This window comes from Nocardia aobensis NBRC 100429, from assembly GCF_000308375.1.
GTDB classification, from domain to species: domain Bacteria; phylum Actinomycetota; class Actinomycetes; order Mycobacteriales; family Mycobacteriaceae; genus Nocardia; species Nocardia aobensis.
Map to the genome: position 1 here is coordinate 20,260 of NZ_BAFQ01000123.1, position 12,447 is coordinate 32,706.

Genomic DNA, 12,447 nt, shown 5'->3' on the forward strand with positions numbered 1-12,447 from the left:
CACTCACGCCCCACCGGTCCGGACCTCGAATCCTTCCGCGCTCGGCGAGGCGTTGTCGCGCCGCGAGATCCAGTCGACGACGGTCGCCACCGCATCGGCCACCGGCACGGTGTTGACCTGGGTGCCGTCGCGGAATCGGAAGCTCACCGCACCGGCGTTCACATCGCGCTCGCCGGCCAGCAGCATGAACGGCACCTTCTGCGCGGTGTGGTTGAAGATCTTCTTCTGCATCCGGTCGTCACTGCGATCGACCTCGGCCCGCACCCCGTGGGCACGCAGTTCCTCCACCACCGTGTCCAGATGGTCGGCGAACGCGTCGGCGACCGGGATGCCGACCACCTGCACGGGCGCCAGCCAGGCCGGGAACGCGCCCGCGTAATGCTCGGTGAGCACGCCGAAGAATCGTTCGATGGAGCCGAACAGGGCGCGGTGGATCATCACCGGGCGCTGCTTGGTGCCGTCGGAGGCGGTGTATTCCAGGCCGAAGCGCTCGGGCAGGTTGAAGTCGAGCTGAATGGTCGACATCTGCCAGGTGCGGCCCAGCGCGTCCTTGGCCTGCACGGAGATCTTCGGACCGTAGAACGCGGCGCCGCCCGGATCCGGGACCAGGTCCAGGCCCGAATCGGTGGCCACCTTGCGCAGCGTCTCGGTGGCCTCCTCCCACAATTCGTCGGAGCCCACGAATTTCTGCGGATCCTTGGTCGACAATTCCAGGTAGAAATCGTCGAGGCCGTAATCGCGCAGCAGGCTCAGCACGAATTGCAGCGTCGAGGTCAGTTCGGCGTGCATCTGCTCTTTGGTGCAGTAGATGTGCGCGTCGTCCTGGGTCATGCCGCGCACCCGGGTCAGCCCGTGGACGACACCGGACTTCTCGTAGCGATACACCGACCCGAATTCGAACAGCCGCAGCGGCAGCTCCCGATACGACCGTCCGCGCGAGCGGAAGATCAGATTGTGCATCGGGCAGTTCATCGGCTTGACGTAATAGTCCTGGCCGGGTTTGCGCACGGTGCCGTCGTCGTTGTACTCGGCGTCGAGATGCATGGCCGGGAACATGCCCTCGCGGTACCAGTCGAGGTGTCCGGAGACCTCGAACAGATGTCCCTTGGTGATATGCGGGGTGTTGACGAATTCGTAGCCGGCCGCGATGTGGCGGCGACGGGAATAGTCCTCGAGCTCCTTGCGGATGATGCCGCCCTTGGGGTGGAACACCGGCAGGCCCGAACCCAGCTCGTCCGGGAACGAGAACAGATCCAGTTCCAGTCCGAGTTTGCGGTGATCGCGCTTCTCGGCCTCTTCCAGGACGTGCAGATGGTTCTCCAGCGCCTCCGGCGATTCCCAGGCGGTGCCGTAGATGCGCTGCAGATCCTCGCGGTTCTGGTCACCGCGCCAGTAGGCCGCCGAGGAGCGGGTCAGCTTGAACGCGGGAATGAATTTCGTGGTCGGGATGTGCGGGCCGCGGCACAGATCGCCCCACACCTTCTCGCCGGAGCGCGGATCGAGATTGTCGTAGATGGTCAGCTCTTTACCGCCGACCTCCATGACCTCCGGATCATCGATACCCGATTTATCGGAGATCAGCTCGAGTTTGAACGGCTCCTTCGCCAATTCCACCCGGGCCTCGTCGACCTCGACCACCCGGCGCGAAAACCGTTGCGCGCCTTTGATGATCTTCTTCATCCGGGATTCGAGCTTGGCCAGATCCTCGGGGGTGAAGGGCCGCTCGACCTGGAAGTCGTAGTAGAAGCCGTCCTTGATCGGCGGGCCGATGCCGAGTTTGGCCTCGGGGAACTCCTGCTGCACCGCCTGGGCCAGCACGTGGGCGGCCGAATGGCGGATGACACTGCGGCCGTCCTCGGAGCCGGCGGTGACGGCCTCGACCTCGACGTCGGTCTCGGGCGCCCAGGACAGGTCCCTCAGGTTGCCCTCGTCGTCGCGGACGACGACGACGGTATCGGGCCCCTTGGTGGCCAGGCCCGCTTCGCGCACCGCGGCGCCCGCCGTCGTCCCGGCCGGCACCCGGACGAGGGCGGCGGGGGTTATGCGGGCTGAGGTGGTCACGGCTGCGCTCTCCTTAGACATGTCGGCATTCTTGTTCCGGGCCGGTCGACGAACAGAAATCTCACCGGCGCGACCAATGCTATCGGGACAGTACCGGTCGTGCGCCGATGGACCGGCCGCCAAGCGGCCGCGGCCCGCTCACCCGCGCCGGGCCAGCTCGGTGAGCAGCCGCTCGCGCTCGGCAGCGGGCCTTTTGGGGCAGCTGGTGCACATATCGCAACCGGGCACCTCGTAGACCAGGCAGCAGGAGATGCGCCGCACGAATGTGCGCGCCTCGATGTCGGTGAATCGCGGCGCGGGCAGCCGCTCCCCGACCTGGGCGGCCAGCCGGGCGCCCGCCTCGGGGTCGCCCGCGTCGATGGCCCGGTTGCCGATCGCGTCGGCGACGATCGCCCACAGCGCTGCCGGACCGGCGCCGGTCACCCGAGCCACGACCGGGATGACGCGCCGCAGGGTGTCGCCCAGCGCGGCGCCGACCGCCTCGGACTCGCCCGCCGATTCGGACGCGGTCCGCTCGATGCCACCGTCGGGCCGGATCTCGCAGCGCAGCCGTTCCAGCGTGGGGTCGGGTGCCGGTGCGCCGGTCGCGTAGGCCTCGGTGATCGGATCCACCAGCGCCGAGGCGGCCATACACCACCACAGCGTGCCGGAGACACGGGAATCGCCTGTGCCCCAGGAGATTCCCATATCGGCGATCCGTTCCGACAGCCACGCGGGCTCGGTGAGTTTGATGCCCGCCACCTGGGCGGGCATCCCGGACGCCGCCGACTGCGCCACCATTTCCATCCGACTCCGATCCACATCGATCCAGCGAATGCACCACGTCCACCATGGCATGTCCGGCGCGCTCGGATCGAGACGGCGGCAGGGTTTCGGGGTGCGCCGCTCAGCGTATCGGCGCGGGCGACGCCGACGCTCAGGCGCGCCGCGGCAGCCGTCCCCGGGTCGTGGCGGGACGGCTGCTGCGGCGAAGGTGGACGGGTGCGCGAGTTCGGCTGTCGGGCCGACGAACTCGCGCACCCTGCGCCCGGATCAGGCGTGGGTCGGATTCCGGGCGGGTATTCCGGGTCGCTCGGCATCGGTGATCTCGGCGATGCCGGTCGTGGTGACCTCGAGGACCCGTGCGGTTCCGATATCGAAGAACAGGCCCGAAAGCGCAACACCGCGCTCGTCGACGGCCCGTGCGACAACCGGATGCTCCCGCAGCGTCTCCAGCTGGACCGCGACGTTGACCATGCTCAGCTGGTCGGCCGGGCCGTACCCGGCGGCCGCCGCGGCCGCCGCCACCGGATGGCCGCCGCGGTAGCGCTGCAGGGCCTCGGCGCCGTGGGCCAGCCAGTCGTCGATATCGGGACCGGCGGACCGGTCCGACAGCAGGGCGTTCATCGCACCGCAGCCCGAATGTCCGCACACCACGACGTTGCGCACCGACAGATTGTGCAGCGCGAAACTCAACGCGGCGTCCACCGACACATCGGTGCCGCGCGCCGGGATCAGATTGCCGATGTTGCGGACGGTGAACAGGTCACCCGGACCGCTGTTGGTGATCACATTCGGCACGATCCGCGAGTCGGAGCAGGTCAGGAAGAAGGAGTCCGGGTCCTGACCGTTGCGCAATTCGTCCAGGTGCGGCCGCATCACGTGGGCGTGGCTGCGGTGGTAGGCGGCGACACCGGCGGCGACGGGATTGCCACCCTCGGAACGCCACGGCCCCAGCACATCGTCGAGCAGCCCGCGGGCCCGGGCGCGCCGCGGCGGACGCTCGGCCGCATCGGCCATGCGCGCGGTCCCGATCTCGACGAATTCGACGGTACCGCCGGTGCTTTCGTGCTGCTGCGCCCAGGAGTGGATGGCGTCGTAGGCGGCGTGGTCGAGGAAGTCGACCGTCAGCTCCACCAGGACGTCCGCGCCGGCGGGCACCTTGGCCAGCTGCCCGGTCAGCTTCGGCAGGGCGAGGAAGGTGCAGGTGCCGTCCACGCTCACCAGCCACCGGTCGGTTCCCTCGACCGGAGCGGCCTCGACCGAGACGCGCACCACGCGCCACAGCAGCAGCGCGAAGGCGACGACCAGACCGATCAGCACGCCTTCGAGCAGGTTCAAGAACACCACCGCCGCGATGGTCACCGCGTAGATCACCAGTTCGCCGGTGCGGTGCGCGATCTTGATGTGAGCGAGCTTCACCAGCTGGATGCCGATCATCACCAGCAGACCGGCCAGCGCCGATTTCGGGATCTGCTCGACCACGCCCACCAGGGCGATCGAGAACAGCAGCACCCAGACGCCGTGCAGCAGCGCCGAGGCCCGGCTGCGCGCACCGGCGGTCACATTGGTCGCACTGCGCACGATCACGCCGGTGACCGGCAGGCCACCGATCATGCCCGAGGTCACGTTGGCCGCACCCTGCGCCATGAGCTCACGGTCGAAGTTGGTGCGGGGTCCGTTGTGCATCTTGTCGACGGCGACGGCCGACAGCAGGCTTTCCACGCTGGCGATCAGGGCCACGGTCAGCACCGCCAGCGCGACACCGCTCCAGTCTCCGCTGGGCATGTCCGGCAGGCCGACGGCGTCGAACAGCGACCCGCTCATCGTGATGCGGGCGGGGTTTCCGGGCAGCACCAGCGACAGCGCGGTGGCGACCACGATCGCCACCAACGGTCCGGGAACCACGCGGATCTTGGCCGGCACCCAGCGCCAGCCGAGCATGATCGCGATGACCAGCCCGCCGATCACGACGTCGATACCGCTGAGGTGCAGCAGCTGATTCGGCAACTCGGCGACGTTCTCCCACGCCGAGCTCTGCGACGATCCGCCGAGCAGGACATGAACCTGCTGCAAGGCGATGGTGATACCGATGCCGGCGAGCATGGCGTGCACGACGACCGGTGCGATGGCGAGCGCGGCGCGCGCGATCCGGCTCAGGCCGAACACGATCTGCAGCAGGCCCGCGCAGACGGTGATGAAACACGTTGTCTTCCAGCCGAATTGATTGATGGTCTCGGCCATGACCACGGTCAGGCCGGCGGCCGGGCCGCTGACCTGCAGGACGGAGCCCCCCAGGGTTCCCACCACGATGCCGCCCACGGCGGCGGCGATGAGTCCGGCCGCGACCGGAGCGCCGGTGGCGACCGCGATGCCGATCGAGAGCGGCAGAGCGACGAGAAAAACGACGACGGAAGCGGGCAGATCGTGTCGTAGGACGGAGTTCATCCGGTCCGACCAGCTGGGGCCCGGCGGGGCCGAGGGTCTGGGCGTAGCGACGGTGTCGGTGGACATATTGCTCCTTCACCGGAGCCGCCGCGGCGGTCCGGTCGGTCGAACATGTTCTCCAGGCATCGAATTCAGCTGCGAGACGTCGTTGTCCAGCAGTGAGCCGGAAGCGAGGGCAACCCTAATAGTAAAGACTAAGCAAAGGCTTAGAAAAGGATCTTTAGCCTCGCACACGTTCCGGATTCGATGTGACGGCCCTCACTCGCCTGGAGCTCCGACCTGCACCGGCACCACTGTGCGCCCGCTCGGCGCGCGTTTTCCATCCGGCGAAATTGCCAGAACTGGGAATGCTCCTTTCAGGAAACCGGGACCGGCACCGGCTGGCGGAGGTCGTCGATATCGGCGATACCGTCGGGCGTGATCGCGAGGACGCGGGCGGTGGCGATATCGAAGAACAGGCCCGACAGCACCACACCGCGCGCCTCGATTCCGCGCCGCACGACGGGGTGGGCGGCCAGTGTCTCGATCTGCACGGCGACGTTCACCATGCCCAGCTGGTCGACCTCGCCGTATCCGGCGGCCGCGGCCGCCGCCGCCACCGGATGCCCGGCGCGGAAGCGCTCGAGCGCGGGGCGGCCGTGGGCGAGCCAGTCGTCGAGACCCGAGCCGGTGTGCAGACCGTGGTGCAGTGCGTCCATGGCGCCGCAGCCGGAATGCCCGCAGACGACGATCGAGCGCACGTCGAGTTTGTTCAGTGCGTAGACCAGCGCGGCCTCGACCGAGGTGTCGCGGCCGTCGGCGGGGATCAGATTGCCGATATTGCGCACGGTGAACAGGTCACCCGGGCCGCTGTTGGTGATCACGTTGGGCACGATGCGGGAATCGGCGCAGGTGACGAACAGCGATTCCGGATCCTGGGTGTGCCGCAGTTCGTCCAGATGCGGCCGCATCATGTGGGCGTGCCCGCGGTGATACGCCGCGATCCCGGCGGCGATCCGATCGGTGCGGGTCGTGGGACGCCAGGGCGCGAGCACGTCGTCGAGCATGCGCCGGGCGTGGCCGCGCGCGGGTGGCCCCGCGGTGAGGTCGGCGATGCGCACGGCGCCCAGTTCGACGAATTGCACCGTGCCGCCGAGGCTTTCGTGTCGCTGCGCCCATTCGTGCAGGGTGTCGGAGGCGGCATGGTCGATGAAGTCGACGGTCATCTCCACGGTGACCGGAACGCCTGCGGGAATCCGCGCCAGCTGAGCGGTGAGCCGCGGCAGGGCCAGGAAGGTGGCCGAACCGTCCACGGTCACGAGCCAGCGCCCGGTGTCGCCGACCGGCGCGGCCACGATCACCACCCGCACCACCCGCCACATGAGCAGCGCGAACGACAGCACCAGCCCGATCAGCATACCCAGCAGCAGGTTGCCGAAGATCACCACGAGAACCGTTGCGGCATAGACGATCAGATCACCGGCGCGGCGCGCGAGGCGGATATGCGCGAGTTTCACCAATCCGATACCGATGACGATCAACAGTCCGGCCAGAGCGGCCTTCGGGATCTGGCGCACCACCTCGACCAGCGCGACGGAGAACACCAGCACCCACACGCCACTGAGCATGGTGGAGGCCTTGGTCCGCGCGCCGGCCTTGGCGTTGGTGATACTGCGGACGATGACCGCCGCGATGGGCAGGCCGCCGAGCATGCCGGAGGTCATGTTCGCGACGCCCTGGCCGAGCAGTTCGCGATCGAGGTCGGTGCGATACTCCGGCCGCAACCGGTCGACGGCCACCGCCGACAGCAGCGTCTCCACGCTGGCGATCAGCGCGATGGTGAACGCGGTCAGCACGACCGCACTCCAATTACCGTGCGGCAGTTGCGGTAACGACATCGCGTCGAACAACGACCCGTGCAGCGTGATGCGTTCCACGCTGGTGGGCACCACCATCGCGAGCGCCGTCGCCGCGACCACGGCGGCCAGCGGCGCCGGGACCGCACGAATCCGGCCCGGTAGATAGCGCCAGCCCAGCATGATCGCGATCACCACCCCGCCGACCAGCGCGTCGCCGGCGTGCATCACCGTCAGCTGATGCGGCAGCTGCACGATGCTCGCCCACGACGAACTCAACGTCTGCCCGCCCAGCAGGACGTGCAGTTGCTGCAGTGCGATCACGACGCCGATACCGGCGAGCATGGCGTGCACCACCACGGGCGCGATGGCCAGTGCGCCGCGCGCGATCCGGCTCAGGCCGAACACCACCTGCAGCGCACCGGCGCAGACGGTGATGAAACAGGTTGTCGCCCAGCCGAACTGGTGGATGCATTCGGCCACCACGACGGTGAGGCTGGCGGTAGGGCCGCTGACCTGCAGTACCGAACCGCCACACAGCCCGGCGACCAGACCTCCGACCACAGCGGCGATCAAACCGGCCGCGACCGGCGCGCCCATGGCGACGGCCACACCGATGGACAGGGGTAGCGCGACGAGGAAAACCACCACGGAGGCGGGTAGATCGTGGCGTAGAACGACCGAAAGGCCCCGAGGTGACGTCCGTCGGACCGAGTCGGTGTCGGTGGACATATTTCTCCTTCGCCGAACCGGTGTCGGTTCGGTCCATCGGTGGAACATGTACTGGCATCGAGAGCGGGCGGGCGAAGCGGATGACGCGAGATGTGTTGCGCCTGCGACGCATCCGGACATAGATGCCCGGCAGCGGCCCAACGCGCCTAATAGTAAAGATAACGCAAAGCAGTTGGAAAGGGTTTTCAGCACAAAAGTCGGCGCCGGTACTGAATTGTGATCTATATCACAACCAGGCTCGAGGTCCGGAGTTGCCCGGGACCACCCCCGAACGCAGCAATGCACCGAAAAATGGTGGCGCAGAATCGCTTCGCCGCACCCACCGGCGATACTACCGCAACGCCGTTCCTGGTCACTTGTACGATTCGCCTATCACCGAGGCCGAACGCGACCCGTGCGGCACAACTGCGGGACAGTGGGAAGGACAGGGTCGGTGCCATGTGCCGACCGCGACCCGGACGAGGAGGCAACAGTGCATATCGCGGTACTGGGAATGGGACGGATGGGCCGCGCCGTGGCCGCGCGCCTGCTCAACGGCGGACATCGGGTGACGGTGTGGAACCGTACCGAAGGTAAAGCGGGAGAACTGATTTCGGCCGGTGCGACGGAGGCCGGAACTGTCGCGGCGGCCGTGTCGGGAGTGGACGCGGCCCTCACCGCGCTCGCCGACGACGCGGCGGTGACCTCGGTGGCCTTCGGCGAATTGCAGACATCTCTCGATTCCGGGACCCCGTACATCGACTGTTCGACCGTCTCCCCGGCATTGGGCGCCGCCCTCGCCGACGGCTTCGGTGACCGGTTTCTGGCGCTCCCGATCGTGGGCGGGCCCGGTACGGTCACCGCCGGGAACGCAACGCTACTGGCCGGTGGGCCCGCGCAACTGCGGGACCGGCTCGCACCGCTGCTCGGCACGCTCTCCGAGCGGGTGCGCCACTACGATTCTGCGGCACACGCGCTGACCGCCAAGGTGACGACGAACTTCCTGTTGATCTCCGGAGTCGCGGCGCTGGCGGAAGCGTTCACCGTGGGGCGTTCCGGCGGACTCGGCGACGACCAGTTGCGCGAACTGCTCGCCGACGCGCCTGTCGTCGCCCCGGCGGTGGCGAACCGCTTCGACGCCGTACTCACCGCGTCCCCGGACGGATGGTGGACCACCGTCCTGGGCGCCAAGGACGCGGGACTCGCCGTCGACATCGCCGCGGAGGCGGGTGCCCACCTGCCGTTGGCGGAAATCGTCCGCACGCGTTACGAGGATGCGGCGCGAACGAATCCCGGCGCCGATATCGCCGCCATCGCCGCGCTGTACCGCGACGGCGCCGACTCCGCGCAGGGTTGACGACCGGGCTAGTCAGCTCCCGGCTGGGCTTCGGATCGAGCGAAGTGCACGACTTCCCACAGATGCCCGTCGGGGTCGGCGAAATAGCCGGCGTAGATCCCCCACGGCCGCGTGCGCGCGGGCTGGACCACCGTGCCGCCCGACGCGCCGGCGAGCTCCAGAACTCGTTCCGCCTCGGCGTCACTGCCGACGAACCAGCCCAGACTCATCGCGGAACCGTGCATACGTTCCGGCGGGATACCCGCATCCTTGGCCAGATCGTCGCGCCCGTACAGCGCCAGCGTCACCCCGTTGCCGAGCGTGAACATGACCACCGCCCCACCGGGATTCTCCGCATCCGGCCGGAATTCGGTTCCGATGATCCCCGGCGACTCCAATCCGAGCGCTCGGTAGAACCGCAACGACACCTCCAGATCGCGCACGCCCAGCGTGATCGCATGGATCTGTGCTCGCACCCCGATACCTCCGTTCTCGTCGTTCTCCGCACGCAGTCAACCTCGCCGCCGCCGCGCACGTCTTGAACGGATCGGACAGATCACCCGGGCGGTGTCACTCCCACCATTCGCCCGCGTAACTTCCGATACCGGGGTTGCGGACGGCACCGCATCGTGCCGCGCGACCGCGAAATACCGTCCGGCGCCACCGGAAACCGCTGGTAACGCCGCTGCGCACCGACCCGGTCGGCCGCGTAACCAGGTCTTTACCGGAAGTCCTTGTCGCGTAACGCGGATTCTCTGCACGCTACCGGCATGCACCACCGCTCCGAACAGCTCCACTCCGATCGAGCCGCTCACGACCGCCGGGTGTTCGGCGATCAGATGCGCGAAATCCTGCCGGCCGCAGCGCAACTGCCCGCCCGGCGCCTGCGTGATCTGCTGCGGGCGGACTTGCGGGCGGGCTCGTTCGGCGCCGGACGGTTGCCCGGCGAGCCGGAATTGATGGCGCGCCATCATCTCCCGCGCGACGTGGTCCGCGCCGCGCTCGGCATGCTGCGTGCCGACGGTTTGATCGAGCGCCGCCGCGGAGTGGGCACGGTCGCGGTCGGTGAGCACTACGTCGTATCCGGCGCGCTGCCACCGGAAGGCCGGACGCTCGAGCAACATCTGGCCCTCGGCCGGATCTCGCCACGCCTGCTGTACTGGGCCTGGATCCCGGCGCCGCCGGTGATCGCCGCCCATCTGGCCGATGTCGGGCCCGGAGACGATTGCCTGTGCGTCGAATACGTCCTGCTGCTCGACGATCGCCCGCTCGCGGTATTCACCAACTATTTGCGCGCGCCGGAGGCGACGCGGATCGACCAGGCCGCGTTCGGCGACGACTTCTACAGCCTGTTGCGCGGCGGCCGGGTGGATGTCGGCGGCAGCGACGTCGGCGTCCAGGCCGCACGCGCCGACGAGTGCACCGCGGCACTGCTGCACATCCTGCCCGGTGAGCCGGTGCTGCTGGTGGAACAGACCATCCGCACCCGCGACGGTATCGCCGTCGATTACGCGCTGGGTTCCTGCCGCGCCGAGATCCAGCTCGAACTCGGCGCCATCCCCCGGCTCGACATGACCGCCACCCTGTCCCGCTGACACCACCGCCCGCCGAGGTAAGGACGACCATGACTCTCGCCGACCCACCCGTACTCTCCGGACTGACCGAGGCCGCCGCGGCGCTGCGATCCGGCGAGACCACCGCCACCCGGCTGATCGAACAGGCCCTCGCCGCCGCCGACGCACACGACGCGACGCTCGGCGTCTACCTGTCGCGATTCGACGAGCGCGCGGTCGCACAGGCCGCGCGCATCGACGAGAAGTTGGCGGCCGGCGTTGCGCTCGGCCCGCTGGCCGGGATCCCGATGGGAATCAAGGACATTCTCGCCCATGCCGCCGCGCCCACCACCGCGCAGAGCCTGGTTCTCGATCCCGGGTGGGGCGCCGCCCACGGCGATTGCACGGTGGTCCGCCGGCTCGAGGAGGCCGGCGCCGTGGTCACCGGCAAGGTGACCACGATGGAATTCGCCATCGGCCTCCCGGATCCGGCCAAACCCTTTCCGGTACCGCGTAATCCGTGGGATCCGTCCCGCTGGGCGGGCGGGTCGAGTTCGGGATCGGGCAGCGGCGTGGCCGCCGGGATGTTCCTGGGCGCGGTCGGGACCGACACGGCGGGCAGTATCCGCATTCCGGCAGCCTTCAACGGGATCACCGGATTGAAGCCGACCTTCGGCCGCGTCCCGAAGTCCGGCGTGGTTCCACTGGGGTACACCCTCGACCATCCGGGTCCGATGGCCCGCTCGGCCGCCGACTGCGCCCTGCTGCTGTCGGTGCTGGCGGGATACGACCCGGCCGATCCCTACAGTGCGCACACACCGGTCGACGACTATCCGGGCGCGCTCACGGGGGATCTGAGCGGACTGACCATCGGCGTGGACGATCTGGATCGGTTCGCCGACGGTGGGATCGATCCCGCTCAGCCACAACGGTTTTCCGACGCCGTGGCCGTGCTCGCCGCGGCCGGCGCCCGGATCGTACCCGTGGAGGTGCCGATGTACCGGGAACTGACCGCGGTCGATGTCGTGGTGATGCTGGCGGAGGCGCACGCCTACCACCGGCCCGCGCTGCGCGAACGCTGGGCGGACTACGGACAGGCCACCCGCATCATCCTCGCCGGCGGGGATGCGGTCAGCGGACCGGATTATGTTCAGGCTCAACGGGTTCGCCGCATCGGCAGGCAGCGGATGGCCGAACTGCTGACGAAGGTCGACCTGGTGGTGACGCCGACCGGACACCTCGGCGCCCCCGCGATAGCCGATCTGGATCAACTGCAACCGATGGGAGTGTTGTCGAGTCTGCACACCCCGTACTGGAACCCACTGGGCAACCCCACCCTCGCGCTGCCGATCGGCCCCACCGCCGACGGTCTGCCCCTGTCGATGTCGGTGTCCGGCAACCATTTCGGCGAAGCCACCGTCCTGCGCGCCGGCGACGCCTACCAACGCCGCACCACCCACCACACCGAGATCCCCACTGCCCTCCGCTGAATCGTCAGGAGCCGATCATGACCTGGACCACCGACCCCGAGGAAACCGCCGCGGTCGACGCCATGCGCGCGGCCGTGCGCGCCATGGCCGAACTGCTCACCACGGTCGACGCCACCCGCTGGACCGACCCGGCCGGCGGTTTCGGTCTCACCTGAGGCTCACGTCACCGGCGTTTCCCGACGGCGAGGCACCGTACCGGGCCGAGCGCCGCGACGAACCCACCGATTCGACCGGCCCGGCGTCCGGCCTCCGCC

Annotated in this window: 9 protein-coding genes; 4 read left to right on the plus strand and 5 right to left on the minus strand. The window is 68.7% G+C overall.

Going from position 1 to position 12,447, the window contains the following annotated elements:
* Positions 1-3: 3 nt before the first annotated feature.
* From thrS to RJ03_RS15605, 4 genes are all read right to left on the minus strand, one after another.
* Positions 4-2,082: a threonine--tRNA ligase gene (thrS, locus tag RJ03_RS15590; RefSeq protein ID WP_210743177.1), complete on the minus strand. Its 2,079-nt coding sequence runs from the start codon at positions 2,080-2,082 to the stop codon at positions 4-6.
* 117 nt (positions 2,083-2,199) lie between these two features.
* The gene (locus tag RJ03_RS15595; protein WP_063820384.1) at positions 2,200-2,847 is read right to left on the minus strand and encodes a (2Fe-2S)-binding protein; all 648 of its coding nucleotides are present in this window, start codon (positions 2,845-2,847) and stop codon (positions 2,200-2,202) included.
* 246 nt (positions 2,848-3,093) lie between these two features.
* A complete protein-coding gene (locus RJ03_RS15600; protein ID WP_051024723.1) occupies positions 3,094-5,334 on the minus strand; it encodes a SulP family inorganic anion transporter in 2,241 nt (746 codons plus the stop codon).
* 290 nt (positions 5,335-5,624) lie between these two features.
* The gene (locus RJ03_RS15605) at positions 5,625-7,835 is read right to left on the minus strand and encodes a SulP family inorganic anion transporter (protein ID WP_036502913.1); all 2,211 of its coding nucleotides are present in this window, start codon (positions 7,833-7,835) and stop codon (positions 5,625-5,627) included.
* A gap of 472 nt (positions 7,836-8,307) precedes the next feature.
* On the opposite strand from RJ03_RS15605, the gene RJ03_RS15610 reads away from it, so the two are divergent.
* Positions 8,308-9,171, plus strand: coding sequence for an NAD(P)-dependent oxidoreductase (locus RJ03_RS15610; protein ID WP_083870848.1), 864 nt, complete (start codon positions 8,308-8,310; stop codon positions 9,169-9,171).
* Between the two features lie 8 nt (positions 9,172-9,179).
* Here RJ03_RS15610 and RJ03_RS15615 read toward each other — a convergent pair whose 3' ends face one another.
* A complete protein-coding gene (locus RJ03_RS15615) occupies positions 9,180-9,626 on the minus strand; it encodes a VOC family protein (RefSeq protein ID WP_036502919.1) in 447 nt (148 codons plus the stop codon).
* Positions 9,627-9,920: 294 nt separating this feature from the next.
* Between RJ03_RS15615 and RJ03_RS15620 the strand changes: the two genes are divergently transcribed.
* The 3 genes from RJ03_RS15620 to RJ03_RS37170 are packed head-to-tail and all read left to right on the plus strand — an operon-like array spanning position 9,921 to position 12,348.
* The gene (locus RJ03_RS15620; protein ID WP_051024724.1) at positions 9,921-10,745 is read left to right on the plus strand and encodes a GntR family transcriptional regulator; all 825 of its coding nucleotides are present in this window, start codon (positions 9,921-9,923) and stop codon (positions 10,743-10,745) included.
* Between the two features lie 29 nt (positions 10,746-10,774).
* A complete protein-coding gene (locus RJ03_RS15625; protein WP_036502922.1) occupies positions 10,775-12,193 on the plus strand; it encodes an amidase in 1,419 nt (472 codons plus the stop codon).
* A 17-nt stretch (positions 12,194-12,210) separates the two neighbouring features.
* Positions 12,211-12,348, plus strand: coding sequence for a hypothetical protein (locus tag RJ03_RS37170; RefSeq protein WP_157121813.1), 138 nt, complete (start codon positions 12,211-12,213; stop codon positions 12,346-12,348).
* Positions 12,349-12,447 lie beyond the last annotated feature (99 nt).

What these genes read in the sequence shown, in the direction of transcription:
- RJ03_RS15620 (WP_051024724.1), top strand. Translation starts at nt 9,921, where the DNA reads ATGCACCACCGCTCCGAACAGCTCCACTCCGATCGAGCCGCTCACGAC.
- RJ03_RS37170 (WP_157121813.1), top strand. Translation starts at nt 12,211, where the DNA reads ATGACCTGGACCACCGACCCCGAGGAAACCGCCGCGGTCGACGCCATG.
- RJ03_RS15595 (WP_063820384.1), bottom strand. Translation starts at nt 2,847, where the DNA reads ATGGAAATGGTGGCGCAGTCGGCGGCGTCCGGGATGCCCGCCCAGGTG.
- RJ03_RS15605 (WP_036502913.1), bottom strand. Translation starts at nt 7,835, where the DNA reads ATGTCCACCGACACCGACTCGGTCCGACGGACGTCACCTCGGGGCCTT.
- thrS (WP_210743177.1), bottom strand. Translation starts at nt 2,082, where the DNA reads ATGTCTAAGGAGAGCGCAGCCGTGACCACCTCAGCCCGCATAACCCCC.
- RJ03_RS15625 (WP_036502922.1), top strand. Translation starts at nt 10,775, where the DNA reads ATGACTCTCGCCGACCCACCCGTACTCTCCGGACTGACCGAGGCCGCC.
- RJ03_RS15600 (WP_051024723.1), bottom strand. Translation starts at nt 5,334, where the DNA reads ATGTCCACCGACACCGTCGCTACGCCCAGACCCTCGGCCCCGCCGGGC.